General features: G+C 67.6%; 19 protein-coding genes. 6 read left to right on the forward strand and 13 right to left on the reverse strand.

Features of this window, described 5'->3' with window-relative positions:
* Positions 1-18: 18 nt before the first annotated feature.
* Together rpiA and phoU are read left to right on the forward strand one after the other, a co-directional pair.
* Positions 19-699 (forward strand): ribose-5-phosphate isomerase RpiA, encoded by a 681-nt coding sequence (rpiA, locus tag BXA00_RS17890; protein WP_076519825.1) that lies wholly within the window; start codon positions 19-21, stop codon positions 697-699.
* A gap of 165 nt (positions 700-864) precedes the next feature.
* Positions 865-1,593 carry a phosphate signaling complex protein PhoU gene (gene phoU, locus BXA00_RS17895; protein ID WP_076519826.1) on the forward strand — a complete coding sequence of 243 codons (729 nt, stop codon included), beginning with the start codon at positions 865-867 and terminating at the stop codon, positions 1,591-1,593.
* A 19-nt stretch (positions 1,594-1,612) separates the two neighbouring features.
* Here phoU and BXA00_RS17900 read toward each other — a convergent pair whose 3' ends face one another.
* From BXA00_RS17900 to BXA00_RS17955, 12 genes are all read right to left on the reverse strand, one after another.
* A complete protein-coding gene (locus BXA00_RS17900) occupies positions 1,613-3,565 on the reverse strand; it encodes a phosphocholine-specific phospholipase C (RefSeq protein WP_083714279.1) in 1,953 nt (650 codons plus the stop codon).
* A 141-nt stretch (positions 3,566-3,706) separates the two neighbouring features.
* Positions 3,707-3,979: an oxidative damage protection protein gene (locus tag BXA00_RS17905; RefSeq protein ID WP_076519827.1), complete on the reverse strand. Its 273-nt coding sequence runs from the start codon at positions 3,977-3,979 to the stop codon at positions 3,707-3,709.
* Positions 3,980-4,083: 104 nt separating this feature from the next.
* Positions 4,084-5,442: an amino-acid N-acetyltransferase gene (argA, locus tag BXA00_RS17910; RefSeq protein WP_076519828.1), complete on the reverse strand. Its 1,359-nt coding sequence runs from the start codon at positions 5,440-5,442 to the stop codon at positions 4,084-4,086.
* Positions 5,443-5,669: 227 nt separating this feature from the next.
* Positions 5,670-6,344, reverse strand: a complete 675-nt coding sequence (locus BXA00_RS17915) for an amino acid ABC transporter permease (RefSeq protein WP_076519829.1) — start codon at positions 6,342-6,344, stop codon at positions 5,670-5,672.
* Between the two features lie 189 nt (positions 6,345-6,533).
* A complete protein-coding gene (locus tag BXA00_RS17920; protein WP_231952103.1) occupies positions 6,534-7,211 on the reverse strand; it encodes an amino acid ABC transporter permease in 678 nt (225 codons plus the stop codon).
* A 20-nt stretch (positions 7,212-7,231) separates the two neighbouring features.
* Positions 7,232-7,978, reverse strand: coding sequence for an amino acid ABC transporter ATP-binding protein (locus BXA00_RS17925; RefSeq protein ID WP_076519830.1), 747 nt, complete (start codon positions 7,976-7,978; stop codon positions 7,232-7,234).
* Positions 7,979-8,050: 72 nt separating this feature from the next.
* The gene (locus tag BXA00_RS17930; RefSeq protein WP_076519831.1) at positions 8,051-8,905 is read right to left on the reverse strand and encodes a transporter substrate-binding domain-containing protein; all 855 of its coding nucleotides are present in this window, start codon (positions 8,903-8,905) and stop codon (positions 8,051-8,053) included.
* 10 nt (positions 8,906-8,915) lie between these two features.
* The gene (locus BXA00_RS17935) at positions 8,916-9,863 is read right to left on the reverse strand and encodes an N-carbamoyl-D-amino-acid hydrolase (RefSeq protein WP_076519832.1); all 948 of its coding nucleotides are present in this window, start codon (positions 9,861-9,863) and stop codon (positions 8,916-8,918) included.
* 22 nt (positions 9,864-9,885) lie between these two features.
* Positions 9,886-11,364, reverse strand: a complete 1,479-nt coding sequence (gene hydA, locus BXA00_RS17940) for a dihydropyrimidinase (RefSeq protein WP_076519833.1) — start codon at positions 11,362-11,364, stop codon at positions 9,886-9,888.
* Between the two features lie 28 nt (positions 11,365-11,392).
* Positions 11,393-12,172: an SDR family oxidoreductase gene (locus BXA00_RS17945; RefSeq protein ID WP_076519834.1), complete on the reverse strand. Its 780-nt coding sequence runs from the start codon at positions 12,170-12,172 to the stop codon at positions 11,393-11,395.
* Positions 12,173-12,185: 13 nt separating this feature from the next.
* Complete coding sequence (locus BXA00_RS17950) at positions 12,186-13,112, reverse strand: dihydrodipicolinate synthase family protein (protein ID WP_076519835.1); 927 nt, start codon at positions 13,110-13,112, stop codon at positions 12,186-12,188.
* A 120-nt stretch (positions 13,113-13,232) separates the two neighbouring features.
* Positions 13,233-14,174, reverse strand: a complete 942-nt coding sequence (locus BXA00_RS17955) for a LysR substrate-binding domain-containing protein (protein ID WP_076519836.1) — start codon at positions 14,172-14,174, stop codon at positions 13,233-13,235.
* A gap of 161 nt (positions 14,175-14,335) precedes the next feature.
* Here BXA00_RS17955 and BXA00_RS17960 point away from each other — a divergent pair, with 161 nt between their 5' ends.
* From BXA00_RS17960 to hrpA, 3 genes are all read left to right on the forward strand, one after another.
* Positions 14,336-15,016 carry an aspartate/glutamate racemase family protein gene (locus BXA00_RS17960; protein WP_076519837.1) on the forward strand — a complete coding sequence of 227 codons (681 nt, stop codon included), beginning with the start codon at positions 14,336-14,338 and terminating at the stop codon, positions 15,014-15,016.
* 7 nt (positions 15,017-15,023) lie between these two features.
* On the forward strand, positions 15,024-16,433 hold the full coding sequence (locus BXA00_RS17965) for an FAD-binding oxidoreductase (RefSeq protein WP_076519838.1): 1,410 nt from the start codon (positions 15,024-15,026) through the stop codon (positions 16,431-16,433).
* Positions 16,434-16,526: 93 nt separating this feature from the next.
* On the forward strand, positions 16,527-20,549 hold the full coding sequence (gene hrpA / locus BXA00_RS17970; protein ID WP_076519839.1) for an ATP-dependent RNA helicase HrpA: 4,023 nt from the start codon (positions 16,527-16,529) through the stop codon (positions 20,547-20,549).
* Positions 20,550-20,614: 65 nt separating this feature from the next.
* Here hrpA and lpxO read toward each other — a convergent pair whose 3' ends face one another.
* Complete coding sequence (gene lpxO, locus BXA00_RS17975; RefSeq protein WP_076519840.1) at positions 20,615-21,514, reverse strand: lipid A hydroxylase LpxO; 900 nt, start codon at positions 21,512-21,514, stop codon at positions 20,615-20,617.
* A 103-nt stretch (positions 21,515-21,617) separates the two neighbouring features.
* Here lpxO and dnaE point away from each other — a divergent pair, with 103 nt between their 5' ends.
* Positions 21,618-25,109, forward strand: a complete 3,492-nt coding sequence (gene dnaE, locus BXA00_RS17980; RefSeq protein ID WP_076519841.1) for a DNA polymerase III subunit alpha — start codon at positions 21,618-21,620, stop codon at positions 25,107-25,109.
* Position 25,110 lies beyond the last annotated feature (1 nt).

Genomic DNA, 25,110 nt, shown 5'->3' on the forward strand with positions numbered 1-25,110 from the left:
TTCCGCACTTCTACCGCCATGCTCTCCCAGCAAGAACTCAAGCAGCAAGCCGCTGACGCAGCCCTGGAATTCGTCGAACAGGTCGCCGGCCCGGACGCCATCATCGGCGTGGGCACCGGTTCCACGGCTGACCTCTTCATCGACGGCCTGGCGCGATTCAAGGGCCGCATCGGTGGCACGGTGGCCAGTTCCGAGCGCAGCGCGGCCCGTCTAGCGGGCCATGGCCTGAAAGTGCTGGACCTGAACGACGTGTCCACCATGCCCATCTACGTGGACGGCGCCGACGAGATCAACGCCAGCCTGCACATGATCAAGGGCGGCGGCGGTGCGCTGACGCGCGAGAAGATCGTGGCCTCGGTGGCCGAACGCTTCATCTGCATCGCCGATGAATCCAAGCTGGTCCAGACGCTGGGCAAGTTTCCATTGCCGCTCGAAGTCATTCCGATGGCGCGGGAATCCGTGGCCCGCGCGCTCACCGCGCTGGGCGGCCAGCCCCGGCTGCGCGAGGGCTTTGTCACGGACAACGGCAACATCATCCTGGACGTGTCCGGGCTGTCCATCACCGACGCGCCCGCGTTCGAAGCCATCGTCAACAACCTGCCGGGCGTCGTGACCTGCGGCCTGTTCGCGCTGTCGGGCGCCGACGTGGCGCTGCTGGCCACCCAGAACGGCATCCGCCGCCTGGACCGCGCCGGCTGACCAGACGCCGGCCTGCAGGCCCCGCCGATCCGCCTTGCCGGGGGCGGGGCCTCGATTCATAATCCTGTCACACTTGGGTCATAACCTTGCCGGTTGTGCAGGCCCATCTCGTAACCGCTTTTATTTCGGGGCAATGCAATGAGATCAACCACGCAGGGAGCCCGGATGACGGAGCATACAAACAAGCAGTTCGACGCCGATCTGGAGAGCGTCCGTTCGCAATTCTTGCAAATGGGCGGCGTGGTGGAAGCCATGATCCAGGAGGCGATCGACGCGCTGGCCAGCGGCGATATGTCGCTGGTCGATAAGGTTCGCGAGCGGGAAAAGGAAGTCAACCGCCACGAAGTCGAGATCGACGAAAGCATCAGCCGCATCCTGGCCCGGCACCAGCCCACCGCCATCGACCTGCGCATGCTGATGGCCGTGTCCAAGATGCTGACCGACATGGAGCGATCCGGCGACGAGGCCGAGAAGGTCGCCACCGTTGCCCGCCGCGTCCATGAAGGCGAACTGCGCCACATTCCCGTGATCGAACTGCGCCACATGGCCGCCGCCGTGCGTACCATGCTGCACCAGGCGCTGGATGCGTTCGCTCGCCTCGATCCCATCCTGGCCGCCGCCGTCGTGCGCAGCGACAAGGAAGTGGACAAGGAATGGAAGGGCGCGCTGCGCCACCTGATCACCTACATGATCGAAGATCCGCGCACCATTTCGCGCGCCATCGACATGATCTTCATCGCGCGCGCGCTCGAACGCATCGGCGATCACGCCAAGAACATGTCCGAGCGCGTGATCTACATGGTCAAGGGCGCCGACGTGCGCCACACCGGCGTGAAGAACACCGAGCGCCTGGCGCGCGGCGAAGAAGAGTCCGAGGACACCTCGGACCAGTAAGCGCCCACCGCCTGCCGCCTCAAAGCGGTAGCGCCGATCCCTGGCACAGCCGGGGATCCGGCACACCCGGCTTGCCGCCGTCGATGCGACCGGCAAGCCGGCGTCCGAAGCCCGGCATCGCCGGCGCACCCACCTCCAGGTCGTACCATCCCTCGCAGCCCGCGTACTTGAGCTCGACCGCGCCGCCCGCGGGCACGTGCGCCATGGCGCGCCAGCCGTCCTGCATGTGCGATTCGACCCTGACCGGTTGCGGCGTGTCGCCGTGGTTGACCAGCCGCAGGCGCAGGCCCGAGGTCACGGGCACGAGCTGCGCTTCCAGCATGCCCGCATCCTGCGCATCGCCGCGGAACTGGCGGTGAAACCCGTCCGGCCCCAGCAGCCACAGGTCATATGCGCCGTTTTGCGCCAGCCGCCAGCCGTCGTCCAGCCGCGCACCCGCGCCCACCGTGTAGCGCCGGGGCGCCCGCGCCAGCGCAAGACGGTCATAGACGTGCAGCACGGCGCCCGCGCTGCCCGGATTGCGCAGCGTCAGCCGGTAATGTTCGCCATCGGCCGCCATCTTGCCCACGGCCTCCAGCGCATAGGGCAAGGGACAGGCGTGGCGGTTGCTGTCGGGATGATGCGGCCCCCGGTCGCCCGCGAAATCGAAGGCCGACGTCAGGTCGCCCGCCACCGTGCGGCGCCAGGCGCTGATGTTGGGTTCGGCGATGCCGAAGCGCGCTTCCAGGAATCGGAGCACGGAGGTGTGGTCGAACACCTGCGAATTGACCCAGCCGCCCCGGCTCCAGGGCGAAACCACCAGCATGGGCACGCGCGGACCCAGCCCGAAGGCGCGGCCGTGCAGGGCCGCGGGATCGTCCGGCGTGGACGCGCTGGGGCCGTGCCGCGCGTCGTGGTATTCGCCGTCGAGTTCGACAGTGGACAGGCCGCCCGATTCGCCGTCCGGATGGCGCGCGGGCGGTGCGGGCGGCGGCATGTGGTCGAAGAAGCAATCGTTTTCGTCATAGGTGACGAACAGCACGCACCGGCTCCATGTTTCGGGGTCCCGCGTCAGGATGTCCAGCACGCGCTCGGTGTAGGCGCCGCCCTGGCGGGGCGCGGACACTTCGGGGTGCTCCGAATCCGCCGCGGACGCGATGATCCAGGACACGGCGGGCAGCGTGCCCTGGGCCACGTCGCGGGCCAGATCGTCCAGGGTGCGGGTGGCCAGCGCGCGGTCGCGCAGCGGCGCCTCGGCCGCCGCGCTCGCGTGTTGGCTGCGGTACTGCCTGAAGCCGGCGAGCGGGTTGTCGTTGTAGTTGTCCGCCATGTCCTGGTAGATGCGCCAGTCCACGCCCGCCGCCTGCAGCCGCTCCGGATAGGTGGTCCAGGCGTAGCCCTCGGTGGCCGGCCCGAGCCGGTCATAGGTGTTGACGAGCGCCGGCCCGCCTGCCGCGCCCTGCGGATCGTTGGTCCCCGTCCACAGGAACAGCCGGTTCGGGTTGGTGCCGGCCTGGATCGAACAGTGATAGGCGTCGCACACCGTGAAGGCGTTCGCCAGCGCCGTCTGGAACGGCACGTCAGCGCCCTGGTAGGCGCCCATGCCCAGCCGGCTCTTGGCGGACAGCCACTGGTCCATGCGGCCGTCGTTCCAGGCGCGCTGCGCGTCGTCCCAGGTGTGCGGCGTGATGTAGCCCACCGGCGTGTCGCTGGCGTACTCCGGCCGCAGGTCGTAGGGACGGCAGCGGGCCTGGCCGTCCGCCTGCGTCATGACCGTGCCCGCCGGGGTGGGGGCCGGATGCGGATCGGCAAAGCCGCGCACGCCCGGCAGCGTGCCGAAATAATGGTCGAAGGACCGGTTTTCCTGCATCAGGATGACGACGTGTCGCACGTCTCGCAGCGTGCCGGTCGTGCGGTCGGGCTCGATCCGCAGCGCGCGCTCGATGACGGGGGACGGGTCAGGTGCGATGGGCAGGCGCGATTCTTCTTTCATGACAGCGTTAATACGGTCAGCGGTCTGTGAATCTTAAGGTCTTGGGAGGCCGAGATCTTGAGGGTGCATGCGAAAAGGCAAAAGCCCCTCGCGGGGCGAGGGGCTTTGCGATGCCGTACGCCGCGGGCGCGGCGTATCGGGTCAGGCCGAGGGCGGGACGTAGCCGTCGGCTTCGACGCTGCCGTCCTCGAACAGGTAGCGTTCCATCTGCTGCTGCAGGTACTTGCGCGCGCGGGCGTCGGCCAGGTTCAGGCGGTTTTCGTTCACCAGGCGCGTCTGCACGCTTTTCCAGTCTTCCCAGGCTTCCTTGGAAATGCTTTGCCAGATGCGCGTGCCGACTTCGCCGGGATAGGGCGGATAGTCCAGCCCTTCTGCTTCACGCTTCAATTTCACACAGTTGACGATACGGGCCATGGTTCGCTGCCGGAAAAATGAATAACGCCACATTTTAGCGGGCTTGGCGCGCGCCGGGCGCCAAGCCCCTTTTATCCTCCGCGGATTGGCGCGGGGAGCGGGTGTCAGAGCTTCTTGATGAAGACCAGGCTGTTCCGGGAGCGGTTGTAGTTGTTCTGCTTTTCGCGGGGCAGGTCGGCGATGCCGCCCTGCACGAAGCCGCGCTTCATGAACCAGTGCGAGGTGCGGGTGGTCAGCACGAACAGCCGCTTGGCGCCCGCGGCACGGGCGCGCGATTCCATGTGACGCAGCAGGATCTCGCCTTCGCCGGAGCCCTGCCATTCGGGGTGCACGATCAGGCAGGCCATTTCGGCCATCTGCTCGTCGGGGAAGGCATGCAGCGCCGCGCAGCCGTAGATGACGCCATCGTGCTCCAGCACGGTGAAGTTCTCGACGTCGCGCTCGACTACGCTGCGCGGGCGCGGCACCAGCGTGCCGTCGGCTTCCAGGGGTTCGATCAGGCTGAGGATGGCGCCCACGTCGTCGATCGTGGCGGGGCGCAGGTCGTCCAGCGTGTCTTCGACCACCATGGTGCCCACGCCATCGTGGGTGAAGATCTCGAGCAGCACGCTGCCGTCCAGTTCGAAGGGCAGCAGGTGGGCGCGCGCCACCCCGCGCTTGACCGCGAGCGAGGCGTATTGCAGGAAGGAATGGGTTTCTTCGTCTAGCTCGCCGCCCGCCAGCAGCGCGTCGGCATCCACGCGCGCCAGCTCGGTGTCCAGCGTGCCGTCGTCGTTCAGCACGCCCTGCGAGCGCGACAGGAAGATCAGTTTTTCGGCGCGCAGCGCCACGGCCACGCTGGTGGCGAGGTCTTCCATGGCCAGGTTGAAGGCGTCGCCCGTCGGCGAGAAACCCAGCGGCGACAGCAGCACGACCGACGAGGCTTTCTCGATGGCGAACTTCAGCGCCTCCACGTCGATCTTGCGAACCTGGCCGGTGTGCTTGTAGTCCACGCCGTCCAGCACGCCCGCGGGGCGCGCGGTGACGAAATTGCCGGAGATCACGCGGATGTGGGCGTGCGACATGGGCGTGTTGGGCAGCCCCTGGCTGAAGGCCGCCTCGATGTCCAGGCGGATCTCGCCGGCGGCTTCCTTGGCGCATTCGAGCGCGGCGGCGTCGGTGGGGGACAGGCCCCGGTCGAACTGCTGCGTGTAGCCCTTCAGGCGCAATTGCTCGTTGACCTGCGGCCGCGAGCCGTGCACCAGCACCAGCCGGATGCCCAGCGAGGACAGCAGGGACAGATCCTGGACCAGGGCATTCAGCGCGCCGGCCTGCACCAGTTCGCCGCCAAACGCCACCACGAACGTCTTGCCTCGGAATGCATGCACATACGGCGCCACGTCTCGGAACCATCGCACAAACTGCGCGGCGGCAAATTCAGGGGCTTCAAGGGCGGAGACGGTGTCTGGTTCCAGGTCGGGCATGATGAGTGTTGCTTTGATCCTATGGGTCGCGGGACGGCGCAGGCGGAAGGGCCTGGCCGCGCGCGCCGCCCGAGGGGGGGCGGCGCTACGCGGAATTATATGGCCGCGCCCGGACGGCCACCGGCGCCGGTCCGCCGCATTGTGGCGGACGCCCCACAGGCGGCCCCCGCCCGGCGTCCGCGGCGCCGGGCCCCGGCCCCCGGCCCGCGTTGCCGGCGCCCGCGGCCTCAATGCCGGGAAAGCTGCCGGTGTTCCAGCCGGCTGAGCAGGCGCACGACGGGCCACAGCAGCGCCAGGTAGAACAGCGCCGCCAGCACGATGGGCGACGGGTTGTAGACCAGCGACTGGGCGTCGCGCGCCACCCGCAGCAGTTCCGGCAGCGCGACGGCGCTGGCCAGCGTGGTCAGCTTGACCACTTCGAGCGTGTTGCTGATGAGATCCGGCATGACGTTGCGCGTGGCCTGCGGGATCTGCACATGCCACATCGTCTGCCAGGCGGACAGGCCCGTGGACCGCGCCGCTTCGACCTGTCCGCGCGGCACGCTTTCCAGCCCGGCGCGGAAGACCTCGCCGTAGTAGGAGGAATTGTTCAGCATGAAGCCCACCGCCACCGCCAGCAGCTTGGGCAGGTCCAGTCCCAGGAACGGCGCGCCGAAGTAGATGAAGATCAGCAGCACCAGCGGCGGCAGGGCACGGAAGAAATCGATGTAGATGGCCAGCAGCACGCGCGCCCAGCGGGCCTTGAGCGTGACGGACAGCACGCCGATGAGCAGCCCCGACGCCAGCCCCACCGGGATCACCATGGCCGACAGCATCAGCGTGCGGCCCAGGCCCTGCAGCAGGTAGGGCGCGACGTTGGCGTAGACGTTCAGATTGAAGAAATTCTGCAGGATTTCGTCCATGCGGTTCCCCTGGGCCCATTGCGGGCTTCCTTGTTGTGTTTAGCCGGCCTGCGCGGCCCGGCGTGGCCTTGCGTGGCCTTGCGTGGCATTGCGCGGGCTGTGCCGATCGTTTGAGGTCCTTTCCGGCCCGAGGTCCGAGCTTCCAGGTCCGAGCTTCGTGGTCCGCGCTTCCAGATCAGTGCTTCCAGGTCAGTGCTTCCACTTGAACCGCGTTTCGGTCCAGCGTCCCAGCACCACCACCGGCAGGAAAATGAGCAGGCAGGCCACGGCCGCCAAGGTCAGCGGCGTGGCGTTGCCTGCGTTGCTGCTGGCCGACTGCGCATTGTTGAGCACTTCGCTCAAGCCCACGACCGAGCCCAGCGCCGTGCTTTTGGTGATGGCGATGACGCGGTTGGTCAGCGGCGCGACGGTCAGTCTCAACGCCTGCGGCATCACGACATAGACCATGCTCTGCAGCCAGTTCAGCCCCGTTGAGCGCGCCGCCTCGGCCTGGCCGCGCGGCACCGACAGGATGCCCGCCCAGAAGATCTCCTCGGCAAACGCGGCCAGCACCAGCGACAGCGACAGCCAGCACGCCACGAAGGCGGACATCGACAGGTTGATGTACGGGAACGCGAAGAACAGCACCATGATGACCACCAGCGGCGGCAGCGCGCGCAGGATGTCGGCAAAGCAGATGATCAGGAAATTCAACGGCCGGATGCGCAGCGCGCGCGTCATGGCCAGCGCGAGGCCAAGCGCCACGCCCGTGGCGGCCACGGCCACGCCCAGTTGCAGCGTGACCCACATGCCGGCCAGGATGTCGGGCAGATAGCGCCAGGCGACCTCGGCGTTGAAAAATGAGAACAGCAGGGCTTTCAGATCCATGGAGCGCTCACCGGGCCGCCTTACGCGGCATGTTCCGCCATGCGGGCCAGAAAGGCCTGCGTGCGGGGTTGACGGGGGGCGCCAAAGACGTCCTGCGGCGGGCCTTGCTCGACGATCACGCCGCCGTCCATGAAGACGACCCGGTCGGCCGCCGCGCGGGCAAACCCCATTTCATGGCTGACCACCATCATCGTCATGCCGTCGCGCTTGAGTTCGCGCATCACGGCCAGCACGCTGCCCACGAGCTCCGGGTCGAGCGCGCTGGTGGGCTCGTCGAACAGCACCACCTTCGGACGCAGGGCGAGCGAACGGGCAATACCCACGCGCTGCTGCTGGCCGCCGGATAACTGGTCGGGGTAAGCCTTTGCCTTGTCGGCCAGTCCCACGCGGTCCAGCGCCTCCATGCCGCGGCGGTCGGCCTCGGCGCGCGCCAGCTTCTGCACCTTGCGCAGCGCCAGCGTGATGTTCGACAGCACGGACATGTGGCGGTACAGGTTGAAGTGCTGGAACACCATGCCGATGTTCTGGCGGATGCGATTCAGTTCGGCCGAAGGCGCGGTGATTTCCTCGCCATCGACGTGGATGGTGCCGGCGGACGGCTCCTCGAGCCGGTTGCAGCAGCGCAGCAGGCTGCTCTTGCCCGAGCCGGACGGGCCGATCATGAAGACCAGCTCGCCCTTGCCCACGTCCAGGTCGATACCCTTGAGGACGGCGTTGTCGCCATAGGACTTGTGCAGCCCGGCGATTTTCAGGATCGGCGTTTCCATTGGAAGCTCCTCGGTGCGCGGGCGCGGGCCGCAAGCGACCCGTCCCATGTCGTTGGCGTTGGCGTCGGGCGATCAGCTGCAGCGCAGCGCGACCGGCTTGGCGTCGTAACCGGGCAGGTTGGGCACGCCCTGGCCGGGCGTCACCGTGACGGCCGCGGAACCGGGGGCGGGTGTGAAGCCGAACCACTTCTGCGCCAGCTTGGAGACCGTGCCGTCCTGCTTCAGGCACTTGAGCGCCATCGACACCCGGTCGCGGCCCGCCGGGTCGTCCAGCCGGAACGCCAGCGCCCAGACCAGGCCCGTCTTGATGGTGTAGCTGGTGCGCACCGCCGGGTTCTGCTTGGCGGCCCAGGCCGCCACCGTGTTGCCCGCCAGGTTGGCGTCCGCGCGGCCGGCCTGCACCGCCTGCACCGCATCCGCGTTGGAGGCGTACACGTCATACGAAAAGCCGTACTTGGCCGCGTTGTCGCGTGCCCAGTTCTCGTAGGCCGACCCCTTGTTGACCGCCAGCTTTTTGCCCTTCAGATCCTCCAGGCCCGAGATGTCCTTGGCGTTCTTGCCGATCACGAAGGTGTAGTCGGTGTTCAGGTAGCCCTCGGAGAACAGCAGCGCCCGGGCGCGTTCCTCGGTGGCCGTGGTGGGCGCCAGCACGAAGTCGTATTTCTTGGCGTTCAGCCCCGGAATCAGCGCGGCGTACTCGGTGCCTTCGATCTTGATGGTGGTGCCCAGCTGCTTGGCGAGCGCCTGGCCCAGCTCGATGTTGAAGCCGTCCAGGCCGCCGCCCAGCTTGGGCATGGCGTGCGGCGCGAACGTCGCGTCCACGCCGGTCGTGAGGGGCTGGGCGGTCGCGGCCAGGCTGGCGCCGGCCAGGCACAGCGCAAGGCCGCAGCGGCCGGCAATGATCAGGGTGCGGGTAAATCGGGTCATGGCGGGTCCTTTAGGGAAGAGGCGTCTTGCCCAGGGCGGGGCCGGCGCCTACGCGCTCGAGAATCAAGCCGTAGTGTTCCGGACGCCGGTGGGCGGCGAAGTTGAAGATGTGCTGCTTGAAGGTGTCTCCCAGCGCCAGATCGGCCTGGCAGAAAATCACCTCGTCCTCCTCCCCCTGCGCCTGCGCCACGATCTCGCCCGTGGGCGCGACAATGGCCGATCCGGCGATCAGGTGGCTGCCGTCTTCCACGCCGGCCTTGCCTGCCGCGGCCACCCAGACCGCGTTCTGGTACGCGGCCGCCTGCAAGCTGAGCAGGTGGTGGAACATGCGCAAGTGGACCGGTTCGTTCCAGTGGATATTCAATGACGGCGTGTTGTATCCCAGCGCCACGATGTCGGCGCCCTGCAGCGCGAGCACGCGCCAGGTCTCCGTCCAGCGGCGGTCGTTGCACAGGCACATGCCGATGCGCGTGTCCATCGTCTCCCAGACGTTGAAGCCTTCGTTGCCGACCTCGAAGAACTTCTTTTCCAGGTGCTGGAACGGTGCCTGGGGCTTGTGGTCGCTGTGGCCCGGCAGGTGGATCTTGCGGTAGCGTCCGACGATGCGCGCGTTGGCGTCGACCAGGATGCTGGTGTTGAACCGCCGGCCGTCCGTGGCGATCTCGGCATAGCCCAGGTAAAAGCCGATGCCCAGTTCCCGCGCGGTGTCGAACAGCACGCGGGTCTCGGGACCGGGCATCTCCTTTTCGAAGTAGCGTTCCATCGCCTCTTCTTCCGTCATCCAGTAGCGCGGAAAAAAGGTCGTGAGCGCCAGCTCCGGAAACACCACCATGCGCGCGCCGCGTGCGTGCGCCTCGCGCATCATGGCCAGGAGCCGGGCGACCGCCTGGCGGCGCGACTCCTGCGGTTGCACCGGGCCCATCTGCGCGACCGCCAGGCCGAAGGGACGTTTGCTCATGCCGTGATCCTCATGCGGAAATTCACTCGGCGCTGGTGGCCGAAAAGTACTTGCGCACCAGCGCGTTCGGGTTGCCGGTCAGGCGCTGGCGCAGCACGGGCTCGGGCGTGCCGCGCTTGATGAAGCGGCCGCTGCCGCGCGCGACGTGCAATTGCCCGTCCTCGACGGCGATGCGGCCACGGCTGATGACCACTTCCGGCCAGCCGCGCACGGTCCGGCCTTCGTAGGGCGTGTAGCCGACGTTGTCGTGCAGCATGGCGGCGGAGATCGTCACCTGGCGTTCCGGATTCCAGATGGCGATGTCGGCGTCCGCGCCCACCGCGATGGTTCCTTTCTGCGGGTACAGGCCGTAGGTGCGGGCGTGATTCGTGGCGGTCAGGGCGACGAAGCGTTCGATCGACATGCGGCCGCCCAGCACGCCCTCGGAAAAGAGCAGGGGCATGCGGACCTCCAGCCCCGGCACGCCGTTGGCCACGTCCTTGAAAGTGGTCGCGTCGCCCTTGGGCAGCTTGCCGCTGGCGTCGAAGCGGTAAGGCGCGTGGTCGGACGAATAGATCTGCAGGGTGCCGTCGACCAGCCCTTGCCAGACGGCCGCTTGCGAGGCGGCGTCGCGCGGGGGCGGGCTGCAGCAGAACTTGGCGCCTTCCAGGCCCGGCGCGTCGATGTCCTCGGCGGTCAGGAACAGATACTGCGGGCAGCTTTCGGCGTGGATGGGCAGGCCCAGCGCCTGCGACGAGTGCACCACCTGCACCGCTTCCAGCCCGGCCACGTGCACGATCAGGATCGGCACGTCCATCAGGCGGGCCAGCGTCACGGCGCGATTCGTCGCCTCGCTTTCGGCAAGCGGCGTGTGGGCCACGGCGTGGTACTTGGGCGCCGTCATGCCGCGTTCGGCCAGGCGCCGCGCCACCCAGCGGATCATGTCGTTGTTCTCGGCATGCACCATGACCAGCGCGCCCTCGCGGTCGGCAACCTCCAGCACGTCCAGCAACTGGTAGTCGTCCAGTTTCAGGCGGTCGTAGGTCATGAACACCTTGAAGGACGTGATGCCGTTCTTGATGAGTTCGGGCAGGTCGTGCTTGAGCGCCTGTTCCGTGGGATCCGACAGGATCAGGTGAAAGCCGTAGTCGATGACCGCCTTTTCCTCGGCGCGGCGGGCGTAGTCGGCCACCACCTCCGGCAGCGCGTTGCCGCGGTGCTGGGCCGCGAACGGAATGATGGTGGTGGTGCCGCCGAACGCCGCCGACACCGTGGCGCTGTAGAAATCGTCCGCGCACATGATGCCCATGCCGGAGAGCTGTTCGACGTGGCAATGGCTGTCGATGCCGCCCGGCAGCACCCATCGCCCCGCCGCGTCGATGTCCCGCGCGCCGGGCGCCAAGCCCTGGCCCAGCGCGGCGATCACGCCGTCGCGCACGCCGATGTCTGCGTAAAAGGTGTCGGTGGCCGTGCTGATGCGGCCATTGCGGATCGTCAGGTCGAAAGCGGCGGTATCGGTCATGGGATGGGTTTGGTGCGCAAAAGGTGGGTCAGAGCGTGCCGGGATAGATGCCGCCGTCCAGGACGAGGTTCTGCCCGGTCATGAAGCCGGCCCGGGCGCCGCACAGGAAGGCGCAGGCGTCGCCGAATTCGGCGGGGTCGCCATAGCGTCCGGCCGGGATGCCGGCCAGGCGGGCGGCCAGGACGTCATCCACCGTCTTGCCGCTGTCGCGCGCGCCGCGTTCGGCCGTCTGGCGCAGGCGGTCGGTCAGGAACGGGCCCGGCAGCAGGTTGTTGATCGTGACGCCATGGCGCACCGTCTGGCGGGCCAGTCCGGCGACGAAACCCGTCAGCCCGGCGCGCGCGCCATTGGACAGGCCCAGGATGTCGATGGGCATCTTCACGGCGGCGGAGGTGATGTTGACGATGCGGCCGAAGCGGCGCGCGATCATGCCGTCCACCGTGGCGCGGATCAGCGCGATCGGCGTGAGCATGTTGGCGTCCAGCGCGGCGATCCAGTCCTCGCGCGACCATTCCCGGAAATCCCCGGGCTTGGGTCCGCCGGCGTTGGTGACCAGGATGTCGGGCTCGGGGCACGCCGCCAGCAGCGCCTGCCTGCCGGCCTCGGTGGTGACGTCGGCGGCCACCGTGACGACGGTGGCGCCGGTTTCGCGGCGGATCGCGTCCGCCGCCGCGTCAAGCGTGGCCGCGGTGCGCGCCGCCATCACCAGCTCCACGCCCTCGCGCGCCAGCGACAGCGCGCAGGCGTAGCCCAGGCCCTTGCTCGATGCGCACACCAGCGCGCGCCTGCCTTTGATTCCGAGATCCATGCGCTTGCTCCTCTCAGCCCTGCACGGGTTGGCGGCCGGTGGCGGCCAGCGACAGCCCGACGCGCGCGACCGTGGCTTCCAGTTCGGCCGCGGTCACCGGGTCGATGCGCATCCCGGGCGCGCGCAGCGCGTGGCTCTTGATGGCGCCGCGGCGCTGGTAGATGTATTTGCGCAGCGCCAGGCCGATCTTGGGCTGGAACTCGTAGCGGATCAGCGGGCAGTAGCGGTCGAAGATCGCGGCGGCGCCGGCGTGGTCGCCGCTGGCGTAGCGTTCGTAGATGGCCACCAGGATTTCGGGGAACGCAAAGCCGGTCATGGTGCCGACCGCGCCGCGCTGCAGTTCTTCCAGGAAGTACACGCCGCCCAGGCCGCCGAAGATCGCCATGTCCGCATCGGGCACCAGCTCCCGGATGCGGCTGATCTTCTGGCCCACCGGCGGTTCTTCCATCTTGATCATGTGCACGCCGCCTTCGCGCCCTAGCCGGGCGACCACTTCGGGGCGGATTTCGGTGCCGAAGGAATCCGGGAAATCGTGGATCACGACCGGAATCGACACGGCCTCGGCAACCGCCTTGTAGTAGTCGAACAGCAGCGCGTCGCCGGCGTTGTCCAGGGGCGCCGCGAACACGGCGGACGCGCCCAGCTCCTGCGCTTCGCGGGCCTGTTCGATGGCGCCGGCGATGCCGTGGGCGCGCACGCCGACCCAGACCGGCACGCGTCCGTCCGTGTGCTTGACGAAGGTCTCCAGGACCAGCCGGCGCTCGGCGTTGGACAGCTTGTGCAGCTCGCCCAGAAAGCCCAGGATGGCCAGGCCGGTCACGCCGGTCTCAAGCAGAAAATCGACCAGGGTGCGGATGCTGTCGGCATCGACCCGCAGGGCGTCGTCGAACGGCGTGGGGCAAATGGTGAAGACGCCTTTGGCGTCGATGGAGGCTGCCATCTTTTCTCCGTCAGGATGCGTGAAAACCGAAATCGGGAACGACGTTTCGGTGTCATCCTAAGCCGGAAGTTTTAGAACTCCACTTGCTTTTTTATTGCCTTGGTATAACAGCCGGTTAAGTCAAGGTTTACCCTTGGCAGGGTTTGCCTGGGCCTGCGCGGACAGCTCGAAACCCTGCTCGCGCAGCGTGTGGCGCAGCACGTCCACGAAGGCTTGCGCAAGCTGCGACAAGGGCTCGAATCGCGACTGCACCAGGCTCGCGGTGAGGATCTTGGCCTGGTCGATGGGGCGCACCACGAAGTCGCCCTGCGTGCGGCTCTTGACCGAGAATTCGTCGACGATGGCGATGCCCGCGCCGGCCTGCACCAGCGAGCACGCGTTCTGCGGCGAACTCACTTCCACCGCCAGCCGCCGGGTCTGTCCGGCCTCCTGGTACATCTGCTCGACCAGCATGCCGAACGGCGTGTCGCCGCCGTACGAAATCAGCGGGTAGGGCAGCAGATCGTTGATCGACAGCAGCGAGCGATGGGCGAGCGGATGGTTGTAGGGGCAGATGCACACCAGCCGCGCCTGCCCGATGGGCTGGGTCAGCAGGTTGGGGTGCTGGACCGGCAGGATCACCACGCCCAGTTCGGCGCGGTTGTCCAGCAGCATCTGCGTCAGGGGCTGCTGGGTCAGCGGCTGGAAGGTGATCTTGACGTCGGGGTGCGATTCCCGGAAGCGCGCGATCGTCAGCGGAACCAGCATGTGGCCGATGCTGGGGCTGGACACCAGGTGCAGGATGCCGCTGCGGCGCTCGGAGAGTTCGGCGGCCAGTTCGCCCACGCGCCGCACGCCGGCATAGACGGCCTCGACCTCGCGAAACAGCTGGCGGGACTCGGGCGTGGGGTAGAGCCGGCCCTTGATGCGCTCGAACAGCGCAAAACCCAGGCGCTGCTCGGTGTGGGACAGGAGGCGGCTGACCGCGGGCTGGGAGACGAAGAGCAGCTTGGCCGCCCCGCTGATCGAACCCGTGGTCATGACCGCCCGGAAGACTTCGATTTGCCGCAGATTCAGTTGCATCGCGCCCGCTCCGAATTGACGCGAAGAGCATAACAAAGGGTTAAGGGCAGCGCACAAATTGACAATGTATGCTCAGGCCGCTGGCGGCTAGACTGGCGCCGTACCTTGCCCCGGGCCGCGCTCCTGCGCGGCGTCGGCGTCGCCACCTCCAGGACGGACGAATGGAACAGACCCTTTTCGTGATCAATCCCAATTCCACCCAGGCCGTGACGGACGCGTTCGACGCCGCGCTCGAGCCGTTGCGCATGGCCGGCGGCCCCCGCATCCAATGCCTGACGCTGGCCGAAGGGCCGGCCGGGGTGCAGACCCAGCTCGACGTCGAAAGCGTGACCCTGCCGCTGGCCAGCCTGGTGCGCAGGCTGGACGCCGAGCATGGCGCCGCCGCCGCGGGCTACGTCATCGCCTGCTTCAGCGATCCGGGCCTGCACGCGGTGCGCGAAGCCACCCCCAAGCCGGTGCTGGGCATCAGCGAATGCGGGATGCTCACCGCCCTGACGCTGGGCCAGCGCGTGGGCGTGATCGCGATCCTGCGCCAGTCGCTGCCACGCCACGGACGGATGTTCGGCGCGATCGGCCTGGCCGGCCGCGTGGCGGCCGAGCTGCCCCTGGACCTGGGCGTGGTGGAGCTGTCCGACGCCGCCCGCACGCGCGAGCGCCTGCTGCAGGTCGGCAAGCGGCTGCGCGACGAGCACCAGGCCGATGTGCTGGTGCTGGGCTGCGCCGGCATGGCCGCCTACCGGGGCTGGCTGCAGGGCGAGCTGGGCCTGCCCGTGGTCGAGCCGACCCAGGCCGCCGCGGCGATGGCGATCGGCCGCATCCGGCTCAACTGGCACGGCGCCTGAGGTCCCCATGCGCAACCATGAACTGATCGAGCGGCTGTCGCACCTGGTCGGCGACGGCGGACTGGTGCTGGATGCCGAAGGCCAGGCGCCCTACGTGCGCGACTGGCTGGGCAAATGGCAGGGCAGCACCCCCGTCGTGGTGCGGCCGCGCAATGCCACCGAAGTGTCGGCGGTCATGCGGCTGTGCCACCAGACGCGCACGCCGGTCGTGCCGCAGGGCGGCAACACGGGCATGAGCGGCGGCGCCACGCCGGACGGCAGCGGCGCGCAGGTGATCCTCAGCCTGAACCGCATGAAACGCATCCGCGAAGTCGATCCGGTCAACAACACGCTGTGCGCCGACGCCGGCGTACTGCTGGCCGACGTGCAGGCCGCGGCGCGCGACGTGGGCCGCTTTTTCCCCTTGAGCCTGGGCGCCGAGGGCACTTGCACCATCGGTGGCAACCTGGCCACCAATGCCGGCGGGACCGCGGTGCTGCGCTACGGCAACACGCGCGATCTGGCGCTGGGCCTGGAAGTGGTGCTGCCGGACGGCCGCGTCTGGAATGGCCTGCGCGGCCTGCGCAAGGACAACACCGGCTACGACCTGAAAAGCCTGTTCATCGGCTCGGAGGGCACGCTGGGCATCATCACGGGCGCGGTCCTCAAGCTGTATCCGGCGCCGGCGGGCCGCGTCGCGGCCTGGGTGGGCGCAGACACCCCCGCCCAGGTGGTGGACCTGCTCAGCCGCCTGCAGGCCGTCTGCGGCGACCGCCTGACGGCTTTCGAGATGATGTCCGCGCGCTGCCTCGATCTGGTGGTGGCGCACGTCAGCGGCGCGGCCAGCCCGCTCGCCGGCCGCCATGCCTATCATGCCTTGCTGGAACTGTCGGACACCGAGCCCTCGGGCCTGTCCGCGGCCCTGGAAAAAGCACTGGGCGCGGCGCTGGAAGCGGGGGTGATCCAGGACTGCGCCTTTGCCATGAACGACACGCAGGTGCAGGCCTTGTGGCGCCTGCGCGAGGGGATCTCGCAGGCGCAGGTGCGCGCGGGCAAGGCGGTCAAGCACGACATCGCGCTGCCCATCTCCCGCCTCGCGGCGTTCGTCGAAGAGGCGGACCTGGCGCTGGTCTCCGAATTCCCCGGCCTGCCCATCGTGAACTTCGGCCACATCGGCGACGGCAACCTGCACTACAACGTGCTGCTGCCGCCCGACGTGACGCCCGCGGAATACGCCCGCCTCACGGCGGCGCTGAACCGCCGCGTGCATGACCTGGTCGCGCAGCGCGGGGGCAGCATCAGCGCCGAGCATGGCGTCGGCCAACTGCGGCGCGATGAACTGCGGCGCTACAAGTCGCCCGTGGAAATGGACCTGATGCTGATGATCAAGCGGGCGCTGGACCCGAATCAACTGATGAATCCGGGCAAGCTGCTGTAGGGGCGCGAAGCAGCTGGGGGGCGCGCAGGCCGGGGCTGTGCGCGTGAAGTCCGCCGGAAATTTATAATGGCGGGCTAATCGGATAAATCCTACATGCCTGAATCCTCCAGCCCGCGGGCGCCGAAACCTCCGGCGCCGCGCGCCAGTGACCGGGAAGCATCCCGCAAAGCAGCCCGGGAAAATGCCCAGGAAGGACCCCGGGAAGCCCCGCGGGAAGCGCCCCGGGCCCGGCCCGAAGGCCGCCCCGCCGCACCCCGTCCCGAACGTCCGGAACGGCCCGAACGGCCCATTCCGGCCGTCACCTACCCCGAAGACCTGCCCGTCAGCGCACGGCGGCAGGAGATCGCGCGCGCGATCGCCGGCCATCAGGTCGTGATCGTCAGCGGCGAAACCGGCTCGGGCAAGACCACCCAGCTTCCGAAAATCTGCCTGGAGCTGGGCCGCGGCCGCCAGAAGATGATCGGCCATACCCAGCCGCGCCGCCTGGCGGCGACCTCGGTGGCCAAGCGCATCGCCGAGGAACTGAACACGCCCATGGGCGAAGTCGTCGGCTACCAGGTGCGGTTCAACGACCGCACGGGCCCCAACGCGTCGATCAAGCTGATGACGGACGGCATCCTGCTGGCCGAGTCGCAACGCGATCCGCTGCTGCGCCGCTACGACACCCTCATCATCGACGAGGCGCACGAACGCAGCCTGAACATCGACTTCCTGCTGGGCTATCTGAAGCAGCTGCTGCCGCGCCGCCCGGACCTGAAACTCATCATCACGTCGGCCACCATCGACGCCGAACGCTTCGCCAAGCACTTCGCCGCGTCCGAGGACAAGCCCGCGCCGGTCATCGAAGTCTCCGGCCGCCTGTATCCGGTGGAGGTGCGCTACCGGCCCGTGCGCGAAGAGCCGGCCGCGGACGAGAACGCGCCGCAGGCCAGCAAACCCGGCCGCGACCGCGAGCGCATGTCCGGCGACGAAGAGCGCGACCTGATCGACGCCATCGTCGACGCCGTCGACGAGTGCGCCCGCCACGGCCCCGGCGACGTGCTGGTGTTCCTGCCCGGCGAGCGGGAAATCCGCGAATCCGCCGAAGCCCTGCGCAAGCGGCATCCGGCCGGCACCGAGGTGCTGCCGCTCTTTGCGCGCCTGTCGCAGGCCGAACAGGAACAGATCTTCCGCCCGCGCGGCAACGCGCGGCGCATCGTGCTGGCCACCAACGTGGCGGAAACCTCGCTGACCGTGCCCGGCATCCGCTTCGTCGTCGACAGCGGCCTGGCCCGCATCAAGCGGTATTCATGGCGCAACAAGGTCGAGCAACTGCGCATCGAGCCCATCAGCCGCGCCTCGGCCAACCAGCGCGCCGGCCGCTGCGGCCGGGTGGGGCCCGGGGTCTGCATCCGGCTCTATGACGAGCTGGATTTCAACAACCGGGCGCCGTTCACGGATCCGGAAGTGCTGCGTTCGTCGCTGGCCTCGGTCATCCTGCGGATGAAGTCGCTCAAGCTTGACGACATCGAGCAATTTCCCTTCGTCGAGGCCCCGCCGGGGCGGGCGGTGGCCGACGGCTACCACCTGCTGCAGGAACTGGGCGCCATCGAGCTGGCCTCGGCGGCCGATGACGACGCGGACGCCGGACGCACCGGCGCGGCCTTCGTCCTGACCCGCACCGGCGTCGAGCTGGCCAAGCTGCCCGTGGACCCGCGCATCGGCCGGATGATCCTGGCCGCGCGCGAGCACCAGTGCCTGGCCGAAATGCTGATCATCGCCTCGGCGCTGTCGGTGCAGGACCCGCGCGACCGGCCCATGCAGGAGCGCGAGGCCGCCGAAGCGGCGCACGCCAAGTTCGGCGACGACAAGTCCGAGTTCATCTCTTTCCTGAAACTGTGGCGCTGGTACGGCGAGCAGGTGCAGCACAAGGCGTCGCAACGCAAGCTGGTGGGCCTGTTGCGCCAGAACTTCCTGTCGCCGGTCCGCCTGCGCGAATGGCATGACGTGCACACCCAGCTTGCGGCGCTGGTGGGCGAGCAGGGCTGGCGCGTCAACCAGACTGAAGCCACCTACGAACAGCTCCATATGGCGCTCTTGTCCGGCCTATTGGGCAACATCGGCTTCAAGAGTGAAGAAGGCGGCATGTACCAGGGCGCGCGCGAGATTCGCTTCCACATCCATCCGGGTTCGCGCCTGGTGAAGAAAGCCGGCCGCTGGATCATGGCGGCCGAGCTGGTCGAGACCACCCGCCTGTACGCGCGCTGCGTGGCGCGCATCGACCCGGTGTGGCTCGAAAAAGTGGGCGCGCATCTCATCCGCAAGAACTGGTCCGACCCGCGCTGGGAGAAGAAGGCCGGGCAGGTCGTGGCCAACGAGCGCGCCACGCTCTACGGGCTGGCCATCTACACCGGCCGGCGCGTGCATTACGGCCGCGTAAATCCCACGCATGCCCGCGAACTCTTCATCCGCCAGGCGCTGGTGCCCGGCGAAATCGACACGCGCCTGCCGTTCGTGGCGCACAACCGCAAGCTCATCGCCGGCATCGAAAAGCTGGAACACCAGACGCGCCGGCCTGACATCCTGGTGGACGATGAGCTGATCTACGCGTTCTACGACCGCCAGCTTCCCGCCGACATCTCGCAGACCGCGACACTGGAAAAGTGGGTGGGCGGCCTGGACAAGGCATCGGCCGCCAAGCTGATGCTGACCCGCGACGAACTGATGCGCCACGAGGCGGCCGGCGTCACGACCGATGTCTTTCCCAAGAAGGTCGAGTGGCAGGGCGTGTCGATGGCGCTGGATTACCACTTCGAGCCGGGTTCCCCGCGCGACGGCGTGACCTTGTCGGTGCCGCTCTTCGCGCTGAACCAGATCGATCCGGCGCGCTGCGAGTGGCTGGTGCCCGGCATGCTGAAGGAAAAGGTGCATCTGCTGCTCAAGTCGCTGCCGCAGAAACTGCGCCGCCATTGCGTGCCGCTGCCGGACTATGCGGCCGGTTTCTACGACCGCTGGTTCGACCGCCTGGCCGATCCGCAGCAGGGCCTGGTGGACGCCATCATCGCCGACATGTGGGACCAGGTGCAGGTGCGTCCGGCGGTGGGCGACTTCAAGCTGGAGACCCTGCCGGCGCATCTGTTCATGAACTTCCGCGTCGTGGACGAGCACGGCCGCATGCTGGCCGCCGGACGCAACCTGGCGCAGCTGCGCGCCGAATTCGGCAAGCAGGCCCAGGCCACGTTCCAGCAACTGGCCGCCAGCGACACGCAGGTCGCGCAGGCGCTGGCGCACGAAAACCTGACCTCCTGGTCGTTCGGCCCCTTGCCCGAGATCATGGAGATCAAGCGGCGCGGCCAGTCCGTCATCGGCTATCCGGCGCTGGTGGACCGGGGCGCGCATTGCGACCTGGACGTTTTCGACGATCCCGACGAGGCCCGCAAGCATCATCGCGCGGGTCTCCTGAAGCTGTTCCGGCTGGGCCTGCGCGAGCAGGTGAAGTTCCTGGAAAAGAACCTGACGGACCTGACGAAGATCAGCATGCTCTACATGACGCTGGGCACGCAGGAAGAACTGCGCGACCAGATCATCGACTGCGCGCTGGGCCAGGCCTGCCTGGCCGAACCGTGGCCGGTCAACGAGCAGCAGTTCGAAGCGCGCCGCGCCGAGGGCAAGGGGCGGCTGGGCCTGCTGGCGCAGGAAGTCGCGCGGCTGGCCGGCGCGGTGCTGACCGAGTACGCCGCCCTGCAGCGCAAGCTGCCGCAGGCCAAGCCGCATGCGGCCGCCTACGCGGACCTGCAGCAGCAACTGGGCGCGCTGATGCCAAAGTGGTTCATCCGCGACACGCCCTATGCGCAACTCTCGCATTTCCCGCGGTATCTGAAGGCGGCGGTGGCGCGCATCGACAAGCTGCGCGCCGATCCGGCGCGCGATGCGAAGCTGGTGGCGGAGATGGCGCCGCTGGTCACGCAATACCAGCGGGCGAGGGCGGCGCTGAAAGGGGCGCCCGACCCCCGGCTGGACGAGTTCCGCTGGTTGCTTGAGGAGCTGCGGGTGGCGCTCTTCGCGCAGGAGCTGCGCACGCCCATGCCCGTGTCGGTCAAGCGCCTGATGAAAAGCTGGGAATCCCTGCAGCGCTAGCCGGCGCCGCATGAAAAAAGGGCCGCAACGCTTGACGCTTGCGGCCCTTGTTCTATCTGGCTGGCTTACAGGGCCAGGAACCCGGCGATCACCAGCAGGATCAGGCCGTACTTGGTGGCCTTGTACGCCGTGCGGTTCCAGTTCTTGAAGGCCTTGCGCTTCTGGTCGATCACCCAGTGCGCATGGGTCAGCCGGTTGATGGCGCCGGTCTGGTCGCCGCCGTCGTTGGGCGAACTGGCGGCGGACATGACCTTGCGGCCGAACCAGCGGTTGAAGGCTTCGGCCCAGCGCCACTTGAGCGGGCGCTCGATGTCGCAGAACAGGATGATCCGGTTCTCGCCTGTCTTGTTGTAGGCCTCGTGCACGTAGGTTTCGTCGAACACCACGCTTTCGCCGTCGCGCCAGCTGTAATGCTCGCCGTCCACGATGATGTGGCAGCCGTCGTCGTTCGGCGTGGCCAGGCCCAGGTGGTAGCGCAGCGATCCGGCGAACGGGTCGCGGTGCGGGTTCAGTTGGCCGCCCGGGGGCAGCTCGGCAAACATCGCGGCCTTGACCTTGGGCAGGCCCTTCAGGATGGCGACGGTCTTGGGGCAGAGCTCTTCGGCCGAGGGGTGGCGGGCGTCATACCACTTCAGGTAGAACCGCTTCCAACCGTACTTGAAGAAAGAGTTGAAGCCAATGTCGTTGTGGGCTTCGGCCGCCTTGATCCGGCGAAGCTCGGCCATTTTTATGGCTTCTTCGCGTATCGTCTCCCAGTTGTCGTCCAGCACCTTCAGTTCGGCGATCTCGCTGGTCGTCAGGTAGGGGGTGGTCGGCACCCGGGAGGCCAACACCATGAAGGCATTGATCGGGGCCAGCAGTACGGAATGATCCAGCAGTTGGCGTCCCAATGGCAGTTTGACGCGGCCGCGGAAGTGCGCAAACAGGATGGCGGCAAGCCAGATCCCGGGTACTAACCATTTCATAGGTATATCTCGTATTGCTACGGGTGGTGCGAAAACCCCGGTATTGTCCCACAAGCCCCTTGGCGGCCTCCCGCCGGACCGGGGCGCTGGGTACAATTCCGCTATGTCCGAAGCCGTAACGACCCCGACCCCCTTTGTCCACCTGCGCGTCCACTCCGAGTTCTCGGTCGTGGATGGCACGGTGCGTATTCCCGATCTCATCAAGCGCGTGGCCAAGCTGGGGCAGCCCGCCGTCGCGCTGACCGACCTGTCCAACCTGTTCGGCCTGATCAAATTCTACAAGGGCGCGCGCGGCGCGGGCGTCAAACCCATCGCGGGCTGCGACGTCTGGATCTCCAACGACGAAGATCCCGCCAAGCCCTTCCGCCTGTTGTTGCTCGTGCGCAACCATCAGGGCTATCTGAACCTCTGTGAACTGCTGTCCAAGGCCTTCCTGACGAACCAGGGCAAGGGCCGGGCGGAAATCCGCCGCGAATGGCTGCAGGGGCAGGCTGGCCTGATCGCGCTGTCCGGCGGCCGGGGCGGGGACGTGGGGCAGGCGCTGGAAGCCGGCAATGCCGTGTCGGCGCTGGCGCTGGCCCGCCAGTGGGCCCATGTGTTTCCGGGCAGCTACTACATCGAACTGCAGCGCGCCGGCATGGACGGCGACGAAGGCTACTGCCAGGCCGCCATGCGGCTGGCTGCCGAGGCCGGCCTGCCGGTGGTCGCGACCCATCCCGTGCAGTTCCTGGACGAATTCGAATTCCAGGCCCACGAGGCCCGCGTTTGCATCGCCGAAGGCGAAATCCTGGCCAACCCGCGCCGCGTGCGCCGGTTCTCCAAGGAACAGTACCTGCTCAGCTCCGAGGAAATGGCGCGCCGGTTCGCCGACGTGCCCTCGGCCCTGGCCAACACGGTCGAAATCGCCAAGCGCTGCAACCTGAGCCTGGTGCTGGGCAAGCCGCGCCTGCCCAACTTCCCCACGCCCGACGGCGTGACGCTGGACGATTACCTCGTCCAGTTGTCCGAACAGGGCCTGGAAAAGCGCATGGAGTTCCTGTTCCCGGACCCGGCCGAGCGCGAGTCCAAGCGCGAGCAGTATTACGACCGCCTGCGCTGGGAGTGCAAGACCATCATCCAGATGGGCTTTCCCGGTTACTTCCTGATCGTGCAGGACTTCATCAACTGGGGCAAGAACAACGGCGTGCCGGTGGGACCGGGCCGCGGTTCGGGCGCCGGGTCGCTGGTGGCCTACGCGCTGGGCATCACCGACCTCGATCCCATCCGCTATGACCTGCTGTTCGAGCGATTCCTGAATCCCGAGCGGGTCTCCATGCCCGACTTCGATATCGACTTCTGCCAGGACAACCGCGAACGGGTCATCGACTACGTCAAGGAAAAATACGGCCGCGCGGCCGTGAGCCAGATCGCCACCTTCGGCACGCTGGGCGCCAAGGCCGTGGTGCGCGACGCCGGCCGCGTGCTGGACATGCCCTACATGTTCTGCGATGGCCTCTCCAAGCTGATCCCGTTCAACCCGATGGATCCCTGGACGCTGGAGCGCACGCTCAAGGACGAGCCCGCCTTCAAGGATCGCTACGAACAGGAAGAAGAGGTCCGTTCGCTGGTCGACCTGGCCAAGCCGCTCGAGGGCCTGACCCGCAACATCGGCATGCACGCGGGCGGGGTGCTGATCGCGCCCGGCAAGCTCACCGACTTCTGCCCGCTGTATTGCCAGCCGGGGCAGGAGAACAGCGCGGTCTCGCAGTTCGACAAGGACGACGTCGAAGCCGCCGGCCTGGTGAAGTTCGACTTCCTGGGCCTGCGCAACCTGACCATCCTGGATTGGGCCGTGCGCTACGTGCGCCAGTTCAACGCGGACAAGCGCGACTTCGACGTCATGGCGCTGGCCCTGGACGATCCGGCGGCCTACAAGATCCTGTGCGACGCCAACACCACCGCCGTGTTCCAGCTGGAATCGCGCGGCATGAAAGAGCTGCTCAAGAAGCTGCGGCCCAACACGTTCGAAGACATCATCGCCATGCTGGCCCTGTATCGTCCGGGGCCGCTGGAATCGGGCATGGTGGACGACTTCGTCAACCGCAAGCACGGTCGCGCGGCGGTGGACTACTTCCACCCGGACCTGGAAGCCACCCTCAAGAGCACCTACGGGGTCATCGTCTACCAGGAACAGGTGATGCTGATCTCCCAGATCATCGGGGGATACTCGCTGGGCGGCGCCGACCTGCTGCGCCGCGCCATGGGCAAGAAAAAGCCCGAGGAAATGGCCAAGCACCGCGAGCTGTTCGAGCAGGGCGCCAAGGAAAAAGGCCATGACCCGGACCTGGCGGTCAAGCTGTTCGACCTGATGGAGAAGTTCGCGGGCTATGGCTTCAACAAGTCGCACTCGGCCGCGTACGCGCTGATCTCCTACCAGACCGCCTGGCTGAAGGCCTACCACCCGACCGAATTCCTGGCCGCCACCATGTCGTCCGACATGGACGACACGGACAAGGTCCAGATTTTCTGCCGCGACGCCCAGGACAACGGCGTCGAGGTGCTGCCGCCCGACGTCAACCATTCCGGCTACCGCTTCGAACCCGTCGCCGACAAGCACACCGAAAAAGGCAAGCCGCCGCGCACCATGCGCTACGGCCTGGGCGCCGTCAAGGGCACCGGCCAGGGCGCCGTCGAAGACATCCTGCGCGCGCGCAAAGAGGGCGGCCCGTTCCTCAACCTGTTCGACTTCTGCCGCCGCGTCAGCAAGCAGGCCGTCAACCGCCGCACCATCGAGGCCCTGATCAAGGCCGGCGCGTTCGATACCATCGAACCCAACCGCGCCGCCATGCTGGCTTCCGTTCCCACCGCCATGGAAGCCGCCGAACAGGCTGCCCGCAGCGCCAACCAGGCTTCGCTGTTCGGCGACGACAGTGGCGACGTGGTGGCCGGCGAGCTGGCCAAGGTCGCGCCCTGGGACCTGCACAAGAAGCTGACGGAAGAAAAGTCCGCGCTCGGCTATTACTACAGCGGCCACCTCTTTGACGCCTGGCGCGACGAGGTGCGGCGCATCGTGCCGATGCAGCTTGCGCGCGTGGAGCCGCAGCGCGACCTGCAATGGATGTGCGGGGTGCTGGCCAGCGTGCGCGTCATGATGACCCGCCGCGGCAAGATGGTCTTCGCGGTGCTGGACGACGGCACGGCGCAGGTCGAGATCTCGGTCTTCAACGATCTCTACGAAAAACACCGCAACCGCCTGCGCGAGGACCAGCTCGTCATCGTGCAGGGCAAGGTCAGCAACGACGATTATTCCGGCGGCATGCGCATCGTCGCCGAACAGCTCTACGACCTGCAGCTGGCGCGCGAGGCGCGCGCCAAGTCCCTGCGCGTCAAGCTCAACGGCACCGCCGACGCGGCCCGGCTGCGCCAGATGCTCAATCCGTTCCGCGCCGAACCCGAGAACGGCATTGCGGGCGTGCCCGTCGACATCGTCTATACCAAGAACAATTTCCTGTGCACGGTCAGGCTCGGGGAAGAATGGCGCGTGCGTATGGCCGACACGCTGCTTGCCAACCTGAACGACTGGACCAAGCCGGACGGCGTGGAGGTCACTTACTGAT

The sequence above is a fragment of the Achromobacter sp. MFA1 R4 genome (assembly GCF_900156745.1).
Lineage (GTDB): Bacteria > Pseudomonadota > Gammaproteobacteria > Burkholderiales > Burkholderiaceae_B > Achromobacter.